This is a genomic window from Paenibacillus sp. 2003 (assembly GCF_031455635.1).
GTDB lineage: Bacteria > Bacillota > Bacilli > Paenibacillales > Paenibacillaceae > Paenibacillus > Paenibacillus amylolyticus_B.
This window is the reverse complement of sequence record NZ_JAVDTB010000002.1, coordinates 564,346-581,858: the sequence shown is the minus strand read 5'-3', so window position 1 is coordinate 581,858 and position 17,513 is coordinate 564,346. Positions and strand designations below refer to the sequence as shown.

The following is a 17,513-nucleotide window of genomic DNA, read 5'->3' as shown; positions in this document are numbered from 1 at the left end:
GAATGCCCAGATGCCACAATGGAAGAGAAATCTGTATATTGTGTGGTTCGGCCTGTTTTTCAATCATATGGCGTACTCACTGTCCGTTCCGTTTTTTCCTATATTTCTGCAAAATGATCTTGGTATCCAGAGCGGTCTGGAAGTTTGGTCTGGTATCTCTATCTCCATCAGCTTTCTGATCAGCGGATTATGCGCACCCTTCTGGGGATCACTGGCTGATAAATATGGCAGCAAACTGATGCTGGTCCGTTCCGGAGTGGGGCTAGGCATTGCACATCTGGCTAACTTCTTTGTGTATGATCCGTATACGTTTATCGCCGTAAGGGTCTTTCAGGGACTCATGGCTGGTTTTCATCCCGCCTCGATTACACTGATCGGTACCAATACTCCGGATAAACAGGTGGGTTATGCACTTGGCGTGATCTCCACGGCCAGTGCTGCGGGCGGGATTCTTGGTCCTCTTGCCGGTGGTGTGTTGAGTCACTGGATCGGACTGCGAGGATGCTTCATTGCATCGGCTGTGATTACATTGCTCGCGGCTTTAATGGTCCTCGGTGTTAAGGAGTCACGACAAGCTCGTACGATAGTTCCAACGAGGATCATAGGGGATTTGAAAAGAGCAGCTTCCACGCAAGGTTTGATGCGAATCTACGGTTTGATTCTCCTAGTCTCGACCTCCGTGCTCATCATCGAACCGGTGCTAACGCTCTATGTCGTCCAGATTGGGGGTGATGTTGGCAGTGCAACACTTAGTGCGGGCATTGTCTTCTCGGCGATTGGTGTGGCTACCGTCATTATGGGACCGCGATGGGGGAAGATTGGTGGCAGGATCGGATACGAGAAAACCCTGTTTATCGGTCTGATTGGCGGCGGAATTGGCAGTCTGCTGCAAATGACAGCAACGAATCTGATTTATTTTGGCAGCCTGCGATTTGTCTATGGTCTGTTCTTTGCCGCGGTTTATCCGGCGCTTAATGCGCTGATCATCAAGTATGCTGATCACGACTTTCGTGGGAGGGCTGTCAGTCTGAGTCAGACGGCGAGCCAGTTCGGTATTGTACTTGGACCGTTAATCGGTGGTTTTCTGGGTGGATGGATCGGCATTCCGTTTATTTTTCTCTTCACAGGGATTGTGTTGCTGGGAGCGGCTTGGGCAGTCAGAGTTAGTAATGTGAAACAGGCGGACTCGAACTGAATGGTCATCACCACAACTTAGGGAGGGATATATATGTCACAACGGCAATTGAAGTTGGGAGCTAATCTGAACGGAGTGGGTAACAGCATTTCCTTTTGGCGTCACCCGGATATTCCCATTAACGCGAGCGTTAGTCTGGAGTTCTACAAGAAGCAGGTGCGTATCGCGGAAAAAGGGAAGTTCGATCTGCTCTTTATTGCAGATGGCCTCTTCATTAACGAGAAGTCCAATCCTCATTTTCTCAATCGCTTCGAACCTCTCACGCTTCTGTCCGCACTCGCCGGGGCAACTTCCCACATCGGGCTGGTTGCTACATTGTCTACTTCCTATAGTGAACCCTTCACGGTTGCGAGGCAATTTGCCTCGTTGGATCAATTAAGCGGTGGGAGAGCCGGATGGAATGTGGTTACTTCACCTCTGGAAGGTTCGGCCCTTAACTTTGGCAAAGGCGAACATCCCAACCATGCGCTGCGCTACGAAATTGCGGAAGAACATCTGAATGTGGTCAAAGGCCTTTGGGATTCCTGGGAGGGGGATGCCTTTATCGGAGACAAGGAACAGGGCGTATTTTTCGATCCTGCCAAGTTACATACGCTGAATCACAAAGGAGCGCACTTCTCGGTACAGGGTCCACTTAATGTGGGGCGTTCGAAGCAGGGCCATCCGGTGGTTTTCCAGGCGGGCTCATCTGAATCTGGTAAAGATCTGGCCGCCCGATCGGCGGATGCCGTCTACACAGGACATGAGACGCTGGAGGAAGCAAGGGATTTCTACCGGGATGTGAAGGCAAGAGCGGTGGCTTATGGACGCAAGGCAAAGGATATTCTGATCTTCCCGGGCATCGGCCCGATTGTGGGCAGATCGGAGGAAGAGGCGGAGCAGAAGTATCAGGAAATTGCCGAACTGGTGAGTATTGATCAGGCGTTGAACTATCTGGGGCGGTACTTCGATCATTATGACTTCTCCCAGTACGCACTGGACGAACCTTTTCCCGAGATTGGGGAGATTGGCAGCAACAGCTTCCGCAGTACAACAGACAAGATCAAGCAGCAGGCACGAGAACAAGGGCTGACCTTGCGTCAAGTGGCATTGCTGGCATCCACTCCACGTACATCGTTCATTGGTACACCGGATCAGATCGCAGATCGGATACAGGAATGGTTTGAAGGTGAAGCGGCAGACGGATTCAATGTTCGTACCGTGGTACCCAATGGATTGGAAGATTTCGTGGAGCTAGTTGTCCCGGTTCTGCAAGAACGAGGGCTGTTCCGCACGGAATATGAACATGGGACACTCCGAGAGAATCTGGGTCTTGAGATTCCGCGTAACCGGTATACGTTAGAGAGCGTGAGATAGAGAAGTTAGAGCGGTAATGACGTTAATATAACGTTGTTGCGGCTCTTTTTTTATGGTTTCTTTTTTGGAGAGTACTGCTATTATAAAATGATAAAGAAAATGATACACAAGCTGCAATTCCAGACGAGTCACAGGAGGAGATTGGGATGATTAGAGGGTTAACGAATGCGGGACTGGGCAACATCGAGTCTAATGAACAATATATCATAGATGCGGCCAAGCACGGATTCGGATCTGTAGATTTGAATCCGCTCTCATTGATTGAAACGTATGGCAAAGAACGGGCGCAACATCTGCTGGAAAGCAATCAGGTGATCATCGGTTCATCGGGCCTGACGGTAGAGTGGCGGACGACAGATGAGCAGTTTCGTGAGGGATTGCAATCGTTAGTCGCTATGGCTGAAGCCTCTGCTTCGCTGGACTGTTTCAGCTGTTGCACGTATATTTTACCCTCAACGGATCAACCGGCAGCGCAATTTATGGCTGCGGCTACGAAACGTTTGAGACTCTGCGCAGATATCTTGGACGCTTACGGCATTCGATTAGGGCTGGAGTTTGTTGGCTGCCATCATTTGCGGACGCAATGGAAGAATCCGTTTATCTGGTGTGTGGAAGATACGCTGGACTGGATCGAGACGATCCATGCGCCTAACGTAGGTTTGCTCGTAGATTCCTATCACTGGTATACGAATGGTCTACCGATGGAAGATCTGTTGAAGTTGAAGAAAGAGCAGATTGTTCATGTTCATATTAATGATGCTTATGATTTGCCGATCGAGGAATTACTGGATTATGAGCGTTTGTATCCCGGCGAAGGGGTCATTGATCTGGGCGGATTTCTGAGAAATCTGCAGGCGATTGGCTACAATGGTGTGGTGGCTCAGGAAGTACTGGCCCCGGCATCGAATCTTGGTTCAAGTGAGTTGTTCGCCAAGTCAAAAGCTGGATTCGATAAGGTGTTTGCGACAATATAAGCTACTGAAAAAAGGAGGACTGTTCCAGCCATGTTAAGGGCTATGGAACAGCCCTTTTCTGCTTTCTATTAATCCAACAAACCACGTTCTTTCAGTAATTGTGTCGTAACCACCCACAGTCTGTTTTGCATGGCCTCATCTCCGCCAGGATGTATAGGAACAATAGATGCTCCAGTTCCCACATTGAAATATCCTCCTGATACCTCGCCATACTTCGAATCCACAGCCAACCGAGTTATGATATCCGCACCCCGGCGCGGGTCGCCAATGTGCAAAAAGGTTAAAATGCGTTCAAGCACACTTGCAAACCATAGCTCTCGTCCAAGACCCGTAACATTAAAGCCAGGATTCAAGGCATTTACGCGAATTCCGTTTCCACGCCATTGTCTGGCTAGTTCACCAGTAAACATAATATTGAGCAGTTTGGTTTTGCCATAGATTGGAGAGGAACCACGTGCAGTAAAAGGAGTGATATCCGTTAAGTCATCTGGCAACACCAGGGTGCCGTGATTCCGCGAAGCTTCAGATCCAACATTGACGACACGGGCATGGCCCGACTGAATGAGGGAAGATTGCAATGTGTGCGTTAACAGCCAAGGTGCCAAATAATTCACGGCAATCATCTCGGCAAATCCTTCGGACGTGACTCTCTGTTCAAAAGCATGAAGTCCGGCATTGTTCAGAAGTACGTCTATACGTGGATAAGCGGCTGCAATCTCAAGCCCAACACGTTTTACATCACTCAGTAAGGACAAGTCTCCATAGAAAAATTCAATTTTGGCAGAAGGCATGATTTCCTTGATTTTGTACCTGGTAGCCTCGGCACGTTCCTTGCTTCGGGCGGTGAGTATAAGATGTGCCCCGCGTTTGGCGAGTTCCATGGCTGCAAGCTGCCCTAAACCGCTTGTTGCTCCGGTAATTACAATAATGGGATGTTTAGTTTTCATGAGAAGATCTCCTTTTGACACGAATAGATTCGGAATTATATAATGGACATAAATCAACTATAAATATTAATTGATATTTGTCAACTATATTTCGAGAAGTCTACTTTCATGTATCCGGGAGAGGGAGTTAACAATAATGAGTGAAAATCCAGTCAAAACCAAAGATAGAGCAGCCCTGGAGCTAGCGCTGGGTGAGCAGATTCATGCACTAATCAGTGCTTCGCATGCGCTTAACGTTCGGTCTGCCGAGCGTTTTGATGCGAACCTGCAACCTGCCGCTTTTCAACTGGTACGGTGGCTCTACTCCTACGGCCCAACAAGCGCGGCGGCTTTGGCAGAAGCGAATGCAATGGACCGCAGCTCGGTCAGCCGATTAATCAAACAACTCGAAAAGTCGGGATATGTTAGCAAAGAGCAAGATCCCAAGGATCGGCGCGGGGTGTTCCTGTCTCTTACGGAACTTGGTCAACAATCGACGGTTGATGCGCTCAAGGAGAAGGAGTCAGCTTTTTATGACCGTATATCAAGATGGGATGATAAGGAACTGGAGCGTTTCACCACCATGCTTCGGCAGTTTAACGGATTGGATGGTTAGTGAGAGGTTCTATGGTGGATTGTATTCGATACGCGAACTAAGTGGACATGTCACTATTGAGCGAGAAAGGCTATAAAATCATAGCAAAAGCGGACATCTAGTGATGTCCGCTCGCGATGTAGTACAATGATTTATAGTTTCCAAGGGAGCCGAGGCACCTTATAACGGAAACCCTCATTCTTTTCTTTTCTCACATATATCCAAGGTGGTGGGACAGGGGTGCCTAGTGCTTTATACAAGACATTCCCTTCATCGCTTACGGAATATTCTTCGATACTATTTTGCATATCCTCCCAATGAACCTTACCTTGGTAAGACAGTGTCTGGCCTTGAACGATAACATGAGGTGCACCTGAAATAACTCTCTGCGTTATGTTGAGAACCCCAACCTTTCCTGAGAACAACATCATCAATTCGCTCATGAAAAGGATGATAATCAAAATGACGATGCTCATAATCCATCGCTTTTTTCTCATTTTGTGACCTCCACTACCTAGGGGATCATTCCCTCATAGTTAATGTCTTTTAATGACATAATCTCGTCAGAGATGGTATTGATTTTGACTGAATAGGGCTTAATAGCTTGCAGGAATTCATTAATGGTTTTCTTGCGATCATTATCAAAGACGGCAGATGTTATGTGATTCTCCTTTAATACGTTATCGTTCATTATGACTTGTTTAGAATAACTATCTGAATTACTATAATCGATTAGATGCGTAACCCCCGTGAATTTGCCATTAGTTAATATACCTTTGGAGAATTCGGATGGTTTAATCCCAATATATTTTTCAGAAGAACCGTGTTTCTTGTTATAATTGATAATCGTGTCAAAAAAGTCCTTATCTCCGGTTAACTTTTCGTTGAAATAATCATTTTTGAGAGCAATCGTAGTCGTATGATCAGTATATCCTAGTGAGACAGTATCTGAAGAGTGGATTGCGTAATATCCCTGAGACATCTTGCCCTGATTGAATGTTCCATCGTTAATGGTGTTGTTGTAACGGTCATGTACAGGGTAAACCTTGCCATCAGAAGTAAGATACTGTACTTCTAACCATTGCGTAATTTCTTTTCCTTTACCATGATATGTATCATTAATCCATGATCCGGTGTAGGTTTTTGTAGTGAATTCACCTGTTCCATGGCCCATATTAGATTCATTGTAATCCTCAAAGGGGACACCTCCACCTTCAACTAATGTATATGTATACTTGCCTTTTCCTTGCCGCGTACCACTCACCCAATCTCCAGAGTAAACTTCGTTTTCTCCCCATCTTGCAGTTCCTTTACCATGAGGTTTCCCATTTAATACTTCACCATAGTACGTCCCTCCATCTGACAATTTTAAGTTTACTTTCTTCGATGCTGCTTCTGTTGGAGTAGAGTTTGATAATAGTCCAATGATAATGGTGATCGTTAATCCAAAACCTAGATAGAATCTTTTCAAAAGTGTGCAACTCCTTCAATGAATAATGATCTTTGCGTTGTTAGCCATCTTCAACATTATCGGTTTATGTATCGTATTTTTCCAGTTTAAATATAAAGTGGAGATCGGTCGGATTTCACAAACAACTCGCCCCCAGTTCACAAAAGCAAAGATGTAAAGGCTGAAAGAAAATCCCGCTTAACCCCAAGTACCTGCGGCTTCAGAGCATATTATGCCTATGGTTCGTGGGTACTTTTTCTATACTCAGCGTATACGTCATTCTGATTTTTTTACAAAACCCACTATTTTCTCCTTATCATCATTCCTCCTACGCCAGTTCTCCTCCTAATGATCCACAGCAGTGGTGGAACTTTCCTGAATCGTGAACAAACTCTGAATTTTGTATCACCTCCTAATCGCTTCGTTATCCCTAGATTGACTCTTCAAATATGGAGCAGTAAAGAGTATGACTTCGTCAGGATAAGTTAGAAAAACCTTTAACGGAATATGAAAGAATGCAGGTATATGTAAAATTTTAAATATATACTTCCAGGCCGTTGACCCTGTCCCAAAAGTCTCTTATATTTACTCCCGACACAACAACTCAGAACGGGTGGTGGGACGATTTTGTTCACTAATAAACGCAAGAAGATACTCGCTATGCTTACACTTATACCCTTGGCTACAGGGATGGTCATGGGAGCTTTCCCTGCTGCGATAACGTATGCAGATGCGGGGGATAACACATCGATCAACAGCTCGGCACCAGGTTCATGGCAAACGGGAGATTTGCATGTACATACGTTTGAGTCCGATGATGCACAGGTTTCACTGGAGAACGTGCTCGATGCGGGTTTAACCAAATATGGGCTGGACTGGATCGCGCTTACGGATCATTTGCGGTTATCCAAGCGAGATCACAACGGGAACGATATTTCGGGTGGACCAATACCGATGTCCCAAGGAATGAATGAATATCAGGTACCACAGATCAAGGCAATTCAGGATGCAGGCAAATACGCAGGGAAAACGATCTTTTCCGGTTTCGAATGGGACATGCCGACACACGAACACGTTGGGGTGGGGATTCTTACGGATGAGCCGAACTCAACCGAAGCGCTGAACGCTGCCAAGGAATTCGAATACCGTTTCACGAATCGCGCAGCGAACCTGTTTAATGCAGCGGACGTAACAAAATGGGATGAGAACGGAGGGCGTGCCTACACGACTCATCAGGATGCCTTAACCGCCATCAATTGGCTCGCAACGAACTATCCAATGACAAGTTATGCGATGATCAACCATCCTTCACGCGGCAAAAACAAATATACCATCGCGGACTTCCGTGAGTTCAACGATCTGGCTCCACAAGTGGTATTTGGTATCGAGGGCATGCTGGGTAACCAGATGGAACCGGATCGTGGAGGGTACAACACAAGCTACAATGTAGCTAATCCGACTGCTGATGATGGATACAAATACCGTACATACGGCGGTGTAGACTATATGGTCGCCAAGGTTGGTGGGCTATGGGATGCATTGCTTGGAGAAGGACGTCACTTCTGGAACTATGGTAATTCGGATTACCACTTCAAGACGATTGGCACAAATTCCAGTGGTTATTATCCGGGCGAATATGCCAAGACGTATTCCTGGGTTGAGGGTACAGGTATGCAGGCTGTTCTGGATGGACTGCGTTCGGGAAAATCATTTTCCGTATTTGGCGACCTGATCAACGCACTGGATTTCACGGCTTCCGGAGCGGGTGCTCAGGTTGAGATGGGTGGAGATCTGGGCGTGACCCAAGGCGATGAAGTTGAGCTGAAGATCCGCTTCAAGAGTCCAACGACAAGCAACAACTATGAAAATCCAATCAACAGCGGCACGTCCGCTGGACAAGTACCCGTGGTGGATCATGTCGATCTCATCGCTGGGGATGTGACAGCCAAGGCACAGAAGGGCACAGCCGCATATAACAAAGACACCAACGACTCTACCAAAGTACTGGCTACCTTCACATCCAACGATTGGACGACAGATGCCGAAGGCTATAATGTCATCACGTACAAGATCAAAGCCACAGATCAGGACAAGTATTTCCGCCTGCGCGGTACAAATCTGGGCATGAACGTGACCGGTGAGACTGTCAATGGTGAACCGCAGCTTGATCCGAAAAATACAACAGCTGATGCAACGACCCGTTTTAATCAAATTAATGATAGCAACTACCGCGACCTGTGGTTCTACTCCAACCCAATCTTCATGAGTGCCACACCTTACAGTGACGCACAGGCGGTAACCGATACGCTTCAAGCAATCGATCTGGGCGATCTGAACGCGGTCCATTCCGATCTTACCCTTCCTGTTGAAGGGAAGCATGGAGCAACGATTAGCTGGTCCAGTTCTAACCCGGAACTAATGAATAACGAGGGCAAGCTACTAGCCCAACCGGACAATAATGAGCGATTGGAACTGACGGCAATCGTGCAACGTGGCACGGAATCTCAACTCAAAACGTTCACTGTCATTGTGGAAGGCACGAATAATCAGGCGCTAGTGTTGAAAAGTAACATGACTACCGCTGACGGCCAGCCGTATCACACGGATACATGGACGAACCAGTCCGTAATCGTTAGTGTAACCGGAGCAGTATACGCACCTGCTACTTCTGCGATCATCGAGTTGTCCCGTGATGGAGGGCAGACGTATGAACCATATACAGAGAATACGACTTTGGAGGTAATGGAGCCGGGAGAGCATAACCTTTTATTCCGAGCAACCGATGATCTGGAACAAACGTATACTTTACCTCTGGTCATTAAAATTGACCGTGAGATTCCCGTCATCACCATGCAAGGTAGCAGCCAGATGACGCTGAACGTGGGAGATACATACAACGAGCCTGGAGCACAGGCTTCTGATAATGTCGGCATCCGTGGTTCCGTGCAGGTGGATGGCACGGTGAACACACAAGCAGCAGGAATCTACACCCTTCGGTATAACGTGAAGGATATCGCTGGTAATGAAGCACAGGAAGTTATCCGTACCGTGACTGTACAAGCCCGCTCAGGCAATGGTGGCGGGGGTTCAGGTGGAGGTAATGGAGGCAACTCTGGTGGGAATTCTGGAGGAAGTACACCAAGTGTGCCAACAACGCCTACCGTTCCAACCACACCAACCAACCCGGATACGGGGTCAGATTCATCCACTGAAGTGAAGGTTGAGGTGGAAGCGAATCAGCCGGTCCAAACGGGTTTGAAAGACATCGTGCAATTCAATGTTCCATTGGGAGCCATTGGTTCCAAGGATACGCTGCAATTGTCTGTGGTTGCCAAGGACAAGTTGCAGAATACAGCTTCCCTGAATGTACTTGGACAAGCTGTACAGATTAGCCGCAGTGGCGGAAGAACGTTGAATGATCAGGCGGCATTGAGCCTGAATGTGGACTCGGCAGTGCTGCCTAATGGCACCCAACCTGCAATCTACTATTATAATGAAGCTCGTCAGAGCTGGGTATTTATCGGTGGCAAGATGAATGCAGCAGGAAGTATAACAGCTAATGTAAATCATTTGGGTACTTTCGTTGTGTCAAGCTATGTACCAGTAAATCTGTCTGACCTGAATGGACACTGGGCTTCCGACTATGCAGATCGTTTGTTAGGCATGAATGTGATTCAAGGTTACACAGATGGTACATTCCAACCATCGAAGAAGATCACACGGGCAGAGTTTGTTACGTTGCTCAGTAAGGCGCTGGCATTGAAGTCCGTGGAGTCAGATCTGACATTTGCAGATCAAGAGAATCTGCCAGACTGGGCAAAAGGTGATATTGCCGCAGCCGTGCAAGCCGGAATTGTGAAAGGCTACGGTGATAATACATTTAAGCCCGATCGGACGATTACTCGTGCCGAGATGGCTGTCATGATGGCGAATGCGCTGAAAGTAAGTTCAGATGCACAAGCCGGAATGTCTGGTAATACATCCGTTAAACCAAGTTTCACCGATGCATCGCAGACCCCATCTTGGGCACAAGAAGCATTGGATGCAGCGGTGCAGGCCAAGATTGTGAGCGGATATACGGACCATACCGTTCGTGCAGGAAGTGAAACGACCCGAGCGGAAGCTGCGACGATGATCTATAACTTGTTGCTCGCCCTGTACGTGTAAGAAGTAACAAAGAGAATTAACCGTATATAAAACAGCAGATATAAAGTAGATAAAAAACTGATATCCTTTTGGGTATCAGTTTTTTGAGATTAAGACTTGCTCATCTTCGGGGGTGGTATGTAAGACGTTCCATTGCTGTAATTCGCGAAACGAAAGGGCAAGTTACTATGATAGAATAAGTTAGGTCTGGATGATGAAACAGTGGGGGCTTGGAACATGAACAAAACGGAGCGGCAGCTTGCGATTACGCTTGAATTGCAGCGAAGAAAGATGTTAAGAGCAGAAGATTTAGCTGCTCAATTCGAGACAAGTGTACGTACGATATATCGAGATATCCAGGCATTAAGTGAAGCTGGCGTTCCGATAATGGGAGCCCCGGGTCATGGGTATTCCCTGATGGAAGGATATTTTCTCCCCCCGGTAAGCTTCACCGCAGAAGAAGCCGTATCCCTGCTCATGGGAGCTGATTTTATCGAACAGAGATTGGATACAGAATACGCAATGGAGGCTAAGTCGGCTCAACGAAAAATTGAAGCGATTTTACCTGAATCCATTCGTAATGAATCCACACGTGTACGGGAAACGATGCGATTGCTTCATACGGTTGAACCTTTAACCCGAGCACGGGTGAAAACATACCTTAATCAGATACGTAATGCCATTCTGGATCAACGTAAAATCAGTTTTATGTATCTGAAAAAAATGCCAGGAACGGATGGAAATCGGTATAACATGCGTGAGGTTTCACCCTATGGCCTCTCACTGGTTCAGGAGAATTGGATGTTAATTGCACGTTGTGATCTGCGACAAGACATTCGTCATTTTCGTTTGTCACGGATGACTGAACTTTCCGTACTGGAGGATCAATTCCTTTTGCCACCGGATTTTGATCTAAACAGTTATCGACCTCCTGACGACCGTAACGAACAAGTATTAATCAGAGCAAAACCTGAAATTGCTGACAAAGTTATGGAGGCCCTTCATTTCTATATGGATGCATTTGAGGAGCGAGAGGATGGTGTGATTTTTCATTTTCGTGTCCGCTATCCGGAGGAAATATTGCATTATTTGCTTGGCTGGGGTGGAGATATCGAGGTCTTGAAGCCGGAGTCTTTACGCTTCCGAATGCAGGAAGTAGCCAAAAACATCTTAAAACACTACTGACATACACCTGTCAGTAGTGTTTTTTTATACTTTGGTATATCACAGATCAAGAGGAGTGGGTTGAAGGATGAGAAGTACAACGGAAGTATTGGAATCATTGGAAACGAGTGTAGAGAGATATTTGGCAGAACTAAGAAAATTGGATATGGATAGCTTACATAGAAAACAGAGTGAGGAGGAATGGTCCATTGGACAGATGTATGTACATTTGATTCAATCAGCGCTTTTCATGCATCTGTATAATATTGAGCAGTGTTTGAGCAGCAAGGATTTGACATTAAACTCGGATGAGGAAAAAACAGAATTAGGTAGGCAAGTGTTTGAATTAGGACAATTCCCTCCTATTCCCGTAAAGGTTCCTGCTTCTCCTCAATACACCCCGCAACCACCCGAGAGCAAGGATTCGTTGATAGATGGTCTTCACATGGTCGTGGAACGGATGAGGAGTACAGAACCTCTTGTATACCAAGCATCAGTAAACAACAAAATACGTCATCCAAGGCTTGGCGCTCTAAACGCTAAGGAGTGGTTTTTGTTGATAGAGATGCACTACAGACATCATTTTTTACAATTGGATCGATTGATATCGATTCTGTAAATGTAAACGAGAGAAGGGGATGGGATGTATTTATGAAACCAAATCAGGACAGTAGATATTGGATTGGTGTTGTATCAGCTTCTCATGTGAATGTAGCCGTAGAGGGAGGGTTTGCGCAGCTGTGCCATGGTAAGTCAGCGATGTTGAGACAGATGTCCCCGGGTGACTGGATGATATACTATTCTCCTCGCACAGACATTTCAACAGGCAAGCTGCTTCAGGCTTTTACCGCTATTGGTCAGATTATCGACGACAGGGTTTACCAATATCAGATGTCGGAATCATTTGTACCCTTTCGCCGAGATCTCAGTTATCTTCCATGTCGAGAAGTAAAGATCGCAACGTTGTTAGACCAACTCAGTTTTACACGGGGGAATCGCAATTGGGGGTTTCCATTTCGTAAAGGTCACTTTGAAATTGGGGCTGAAGACTTCATGATGATAGCTTCCGCGATGTTGGAAGATGAGACACAATCACTACTGGATGCTAGCTTAAACCAGACATGTTAACCGAAAAGGCCCATAGATTGTCTATGGGCCTTTTCGCTTTATGGATAATCATATCCTCCACCGTTGATATTACATTTGCGAAGACGATGGATGCCCAAGGAAAGACCTTTAATCGCCCCGTATTTCTCAATAGCTTGAATCATATACACAGAACAGCTTGGTTCAAAACGACATTTGTTCCTCACCTCAATGGGGGCAAAACGTTGATAAATTCTAATACTCCATATGAGGATTGCTCCAGCACGTTGTAGAACGATGAAAAACATACTTGCTATGAAAACAACCTGGGCACTTAGCAAAGCATATACTGGGGTGAATAGATTCAAGAGATAGAAACATATGATAGAGATGATTAGCCCTGTGAATAATGCAAGTGTAACGTTAAGCAAAGACTTCAACCAATCGATTTCTGGAATAACATGAGTTCTTATATAGAAACTGCTTCGAGGATCGTTTTCTTCATGATGTGTATGTAAGAGTCTAATAAGTTCTTCTTCGGATGGCATGTTATTATATATCAGTTCCTCAGATTCTGAGTTTCTCATGATTGTTGTGCGATTAATGCATCTCTCTGTAGAAAATCAGCATATAATGATGCGTTGTAACGGGTTGCTGGAGACAACCGGGCTTCTCGGTAACGGCTAGCGACTCCATGGATTGATAGATCCATCCGGATTGTGCTTTGTGATTGATGATATCAGCAAATAAATTAACAGCAGCCTGAGTATCACCTCGGTTTACTTGAACATTTTTCGGACCTGGAACGACTGTGTACTCTCTCATTTAAATTATCCTTTCGTATGTTGGAATTATGCCAGTAGACATTCCATTATTTTACTATGGGGACAGTAAACTGTCGATTGAAACTTATTAGATGAAATTGAATTAAATTATAGGCCATCGAACAGGATAGTCTTTGTTGTTATTAAGGTTTAAATTCAAGTGGAAAGGTCAATAAAAACTCTGTAAGCAACGCTGTACAATCCACTGAAAACCAGTACAATTGAACCTATAAGAACATGAGATAAAGAGAGGTACTTCTCCATGACAGAAACAAGTGGAAATCGCAAAGTTGACGGCTATATAAAGAAACTTAAATCGTGGAAGGAAGAGTCCGCGAAGCTGAGAGAGATTATTCGAGATTTTGACCTGACAGAGGATATGAAGTGGATGCACCCTTGTTACATGCTTGATGGGAAAAACATCGTTTTAATCCATGGATTCAAAGAGTACGTAGCCATTCTGTTTTTCAAAGGTGCTCTGCTGAAGGATACACATGGCATTTTGGTCCAGCAAACGGAGAATGTACAGGCAGAGCGCCAGCTTCGCTTCACCAGTCTGGAGCAGATTGTGGAGCAGGAGGCCATGATCAAAGCCTATATCCAGCAAGCGATTGAAGTGGAACAAGCCGGACTGCAAGTGGAGATGAAAAAGACTGCCGAATATAGCGTTCCTGAGGAACTTCAGCAGCAGTTCGAAGAGAATCCTGCTTTCCGAGATGCATTTGAAGCACTGACACCCGGACGTCAGCGGGCATATCTCTATTATTTCTCACAACCAAAGCAATCCAAAACAAAAGTGTCACGAATTGAGAAGTACATGCAGCCGATCTTGGAGGGTAAAGGGTTGAATGATTAATCTTATAACAATATATTTGAGGGAAATGAAGAGTTAAACGAATTGAAAGCCTTTCAGATATAATTCGAAAGGCTTTTTGCTGTTTTTGCTAAAGGTTTAGATAACAGGAGAGTGTCCCATATGATTCGAACTTACCAATACTACGCAATTTTTAATTTTGCTGAGGATGGAATTAATGTTACATTTCCTGATTTGCCTGGATGTATCACCTGTGGCGATTCAGTTGAAGAAGCATTATTGATGGCGAAAGAAGCACTTGAATTATTTTTGGATGGAGAACCTGTTGAAGATATTCCGCCACCTCAAAGCATAGTGCCTAAATTATTCAACTCTAAAGATAAAGCGTATTTAATTGAAGCAAATATTACGTATTACTGATGAATTCTATGTTTACATATCTGAATTCACCAAACTGAATTTAGAACATCGTCGACTTCTTTGATTCTTGTGACAGATGGTGTTTGAATTAGATTTCCTTTGACCATGATCATAGAGATGTCGGACAAGGCTTCGATATGTTCCAGCGGATTTTGCTCCATAATAATCAGATCGGCATGTTTTCCGATATCCACCGTCCCTGTAACATCCTCAACACCCAGGATCTTCGCATTGGTTCGGGTCACCATGTCGATGACCTGTTTGTTGTTCAGGTTGGCCTGTCTCATGTAGTGGTCCATCTCTCTCCATATATCATAGTGAGTCACGTAAGGCATAGCGGCATCAGTGCCTATACCAACGGTGATGTCGTTTTCGATCGCTTGTTTCACGCCTTTGAGCATGGAATCGTAGACGAGTCTGGAATTCTCTTTTACTGTTGCACTTACCTTCGTTACGCTGGTATCCAGTAAAGCGGATGGATAGGCGGCTTGCAGGGTGGGGATGAGTGCGGTGTAGCCATTCAGGGCATTGGGATTATTTTTGTACAAACGAATGATTTCGTCATCCATCTCCGAACCGTGCTCGATCGTATCGACGCCACCTTGTAACGCGACCCGTACGCCTTCCGTGCTCTCAACATGCGCTGCCACCCGCAAACCAATCTTATGCGCTTCATCACAGATCGCTGCAACTTCGTCAACCGTCATCTGTAAACGTCCAGCTTCGCCCACCATGTTCGCATCTGTCACGCCACCCGTCACACAGATTTTGATCAGATCTACACCGTGTTTCACATTCAGCCGTACATTTTTCCGTGCTTCCCACGGGGAATCGCCCACCAGAGCGAGGAATGGAGCGCCATGTCCGCCCGTTACACTTAGGAAAAACCCGGAGACAAGCAGATTAGGACCGACAAAGTCACCGTTGTTAATCTCATCCCGCAGCTGAACGTCGGTGTAAAAGAATTCCCCCACACTGCGCATCGTGGTCACACCCGCATGGAGTGCAGTCAGCGCATTGCGTTTCATGCGTTTTTTCAAAACGTTTCTGCCGAACTTCGTGTTCAATATCCGATCATAGGCAAACTGCAACAAACCCTCACTGACAGAGAGAGTGAACGGTTTACCATCTGCAAAGAGGTGCACGTGGGCGTTGGTCAGGCCTGGCATTACGTATTTCCCTGAGAGGTCGATTGTTGTGTAGTGACTCGGGATGATTAACTCATGATCTCGGCCGATATCCTGAATAATTCCTTGTTCATTGACGAGAATCGTCATGTTTTTTTGCAGATTGCGGCTTGAGTCGCCGTGGATCAGATTGACGTTTTTCAAAGCATAAGCGGTGTTCATATTGTGTTCCTCCTTAGAATGGTGAGTGAAGCTATGTAAGTTGAATGATGGGGATGTACACTTATCACTCCGATGACAGAACAACCTTCGGATCGCTGTTATCCCCAGATTTTTTTATACCCTCTTATTAGGGGAAATCCGGTGATAAATGCGAACGCTTCGCTTCCTCTAGTTATTTCTGTCCTCTCCGTTATCATGTAAATGTAGGTTCAACTTAAATAGTTTGGTAAATGGTAAATATTCAACTTAAAAATGAATAATTAATTCATTTTTGGATCAAAAAAATAGAGCGACTTAATGTTAGATATTTTTTTGTGTGCAAACCAAGTGAAAATGACCTGATATGCACGCTTTGTCTACCCGGTAAAAGTGATGAGAAGAAGCGTTATTCGTTGAGGCTCTTCATGCCGTATAGTCTGTATACATATAACGCTTCGAATATTTGCTTCCGGCTGTCCTCACTCATATCCCGCTTCAATAGATCCAGATTCATGTCGATCACGTTGTGTGCGAGGATGTTCAGTAGGATCAAGTTCTCCTCGGTGCCAATCTCATACCGTTTATATTGATTCTTGAGATAGGCCTTCTTGGTTTCGATCATCAGCTCGACAAGTTCATTTTTGGCGTTGGTGTAGATGGTTCCTTTATTCTTTTCAAAGATGATGACGATCTGATTCCGGTATTTCCGTAATACGTCTATCTGTTCTTGCAACAGCGCCGATTTTCGCTCACTTTCCGTTTCCTCGAACAAGGTCTGATTATCAAAGTGAATCGTCTCCACCAGCACATTTTTCAGATAATCCACCAGATCCGGCGGCACGACAGCGTAAAATAGTTCTTTCTTATTCTTAAAATAAGTATAGATATTGCCCACGGAAATATTGATCTCATCCGCGATATCGCTCATCTTGGCATCCACATAGCCCTTTTCAAAAAAGACTTTGAGCGCCGCATATTCAATCTCTTTCCTGACTTCGTCTTTCTTGGCTTGCACCATCGGGAACGACTCCTTAATAATGAATGGTTGGTTCGTTATTAGAATAGGCTTTTTTGGAGGGGGTGTCAAATTGAAACTGGAGACATTATTTTAAGTATATTTCAGTATTAAATCTATGAATATAAGATTACTAGATTTTTATATTTTGAAATGTGGAGGTCCTTCAGGCTCTTTCAAATTATTTTTGAACTTTGTAGAATGGTGATAACACCTTATT

17 protein-coding genes are annotated in these 17,513 nt (G+C 45.3%); 10 read left to right on the top strand and 7 right to left on the bottom strand.

Annotated elements, in window-relative coordinates; genetic code table 11:
- The first annotated feature begins 10 nt into the window (after positions 1-10).
- The 3 genes from J2X75_RS14615 to J2X75_RS14605 all read left to right on the top strand — a co-directional run bounded on the left by J2X75_RS14615 (position 11) and on the right by J2X75_RS14605 (position 3,525).
- A complete protein-coding gene (locus J2X75_RS14615; protein ID WP_310337427.1) occupies positions 11-1,195 on the top strand; it encodes an MFS transporter in 1,185 nt (394 codons plus the stop codon).
- 33 nt (positions 1,196-1,228) lie between these two features.
- Entirely contained in the window at positions 1,229-2,551 is a 1,323-nt protein-coding gene (locus tag J2X75_RS14610) for an LLM class flavin-dependent oxidoreductase (protein WP_310337426.1), read from the top strand.
- 146 nt (positions 2,552-2,697) lie between these two features.
- Entirely contained in the window at positions 2,698-3,525 is an 828-nt protein-coding gene (locus J2X75_RS14605) for a sugar phosphate isomerase/epimerase family protein (protein ID WP_310337425.1), read from the top strand.
- Between the two features lie 68 nt (positions 3,526-3,593).
- Here J2X75_RS14605 and J2X75_RS14600 read toward each other — a convergent pair whose 3' ends face one another.
- A complete protein-coding gene (locus J2X75_RS14600) occupies positions 3,594-4,472 on the bottom strand; it encodes an SDR family NAD(P)-dependent oxidoreductase (RefSeq protein ID WP_310337424.1) in 879 nt (292 codons plus the stop codon).
- A gap of 136 nt (positions 4,473-4,608) precedes the next feature.
- On the opposite strand from J2X75_RS14600, the gene J2X75_RS14595 reads away from it, so the two are divergent.
- Positions 4,609-5,067, top strand: a complete 459-nt coding sequence (locus tag J2X75_RS14595) for a MarR family winged helix-turn-helix transcriptional regulator (RefSeq protein WP_310337422.1) — start codon at positions 4,609-4,611, stop codon at positions 5,065-5,067.
- 131 nt (positions 5,068-5,198) lie between these two features.
- Here the strand turns inward: J2X75_RS14595 and J2X75_RS14590 are convergent, their stop codons facing one another.
- A complete protein-coding gene (locus J2X75_RS14590; RefSeq protein ID WP_310337419.1) occupies positions 5,199-5,543 on the bottom strand; it encodes a hypothetical protein in 345 nt (114 codons plus the stop codon).
- A 17-nt stretch (positions 5,544-5,560) separates the two neighbouring features.
- Positions 5,561-6,517 carry an MORN repeat-containing protein gene (locus J2X75_RS14585; protein ID WP_310337418.1) on the bottom strand — a complete coding sequence of 319 codons (957 nt, stop codon included), beginning with the start codon at positions 6,515-6,517 and terminating at the stop codon, positions 5,561-5,563.
- 606 nt (positions 6,518-7,123) lie between these two features.
- Here J2X75_RS14585 and J2X75_RS14580 point away from each other — a divergent pair.
- From J2X75_RS14580 to J2X75_RS14565, 4 genes are all read left to right on the top strand, one after another.
- Positions 7,124-10,663 (top strand): S-layer homology domain-containing protein, encoded by a 3,540-nt coding sequence (locus J2X75_RS14580; protein ID WP_310337417.1) that lies wholly within the window; start codon positions 7,124-7,126, stop codon positions 10,661-10,663.
- 216 nt (positions 10,664-10,879) lie between these two features.
- Positions 10,880-11,827, top strand: a complete 948-nt coding sequence (locus J2X75_RS14575; protein WP_310337415.1) for a helix-turn-helix transcriptional regulator — start codon at positions 10,880-10,882, stop codon at positions 11,825-11,827.
- 67 nt (positions 11,828-11,894) lie between these two features.
- Positions 11,895-12,425, top strand: a complete 531-nt coding sequence (locus tag J2X75_RS14570; protein WP_310337413.1) for a DinB family protein — start codon at positions 11,895-11,897, stop codon at positions 12,423-12,425.
- A gap of 32 nt (positions 12,426-12,457) precedes the next feature.
- Positions 12,458-12,934, top strand: coding sequence for an EVE domain-containing protein (locus J2X75_RS14565; protein WP_310337412.1), 477 nt, complete (start codon positions 12,458-12,460; stop codon positions 12,932-12,934).
- Between the two features lie 38 nt (positions 12,935-12,972).
- On the opposite strand, the gene yidD is transcribed toward J2X75_RS14565, so the two are convergent.
- Positions 12,973-13,200, bottom strand: coding sequence for a membrane protein insertion efficiency factor YidD (yidD, locus tag J2X75_RS14560; RefSeq protein WP_310337668.1), 228 nt, complete (start codon positions 13,198-13,200; stop codon positions 12,973-12,975).
- A 292-nt stretch (positions 13,201-13,492) separates the two neighbouring features.
- Complete coding sequence (locus tag J2X75_RS14555) at positions 13,493-13,717, bottom strand: hypothetical protein (RefSeq protein ID WP_091020237.1); 225 nt, start codon at positions 13,715-13,717, stop codon at positions 13,493-13,495.
- A gap of 261 nt (positions 13,718-13,978) precedes the next feature.
- On the opposite strand from J2X75_RS14555, the gene J2X75_RS14550 reads away from it, so the two are divergent.
- Positions 13,979-14,572 carry a YdeI/OmpD-associated family protein gene (locus J2X75_RS14550; protein WP_310337411.1) on the top strand — a complete coding sequence of 198 codons (594 nt, stop codon included), beginning with the start codon at positions 13,979-13,981 and terminating at the stop codon, positions 14,570-14,572.
- Between the two features lie 120 nt (positions 14,573-14,692).
- The gene (locus J2X75_RS14545; RefSeq protein WP_310337409.1) at positions 14,693-14,950 is read left to right on the top strand and encodes a type II toxin-antitoxin system HicB family antitoxin; all 258 of its coding nucleotides are present in this window, start codon (positions 14,693-14,695) and stop codon (positions 14,948-14,950) included.
- 26 nt (positions 14,951-14,976) lie between these two features.
- Here the strand turns inward: J2X75_RS14545 and J2X75_RS14540 are convergent, their stop codons facing one another.
- Positions 14,977-16,299, bottom strand: coding sequence for an amidohydrolase family protein (locus J2X75_RS14540; RefSeq protein WP_310337407.1), 1,323 nt, complete (start codon positions 16,297-16,299; stop codon positions 14,977-14,979).
- Positions 16,300-16,684: 385 nt separating this feature from the next.
- Positions 16,685-17,296 carry a TetR/AcrR family transcriptional regulator gene (locus J2X75_RS14535; protein WP_310337405.1) on the bottom strand — a complete coding sequence of 204 codons (612 nt, stop codon included), beginning with the start codon at positions 17,294-17,296 and terminating at the stop codon, positions 16,685-16,687.
- Positions 17,297-17,513 lie beyond the last annotated feature (217 nt).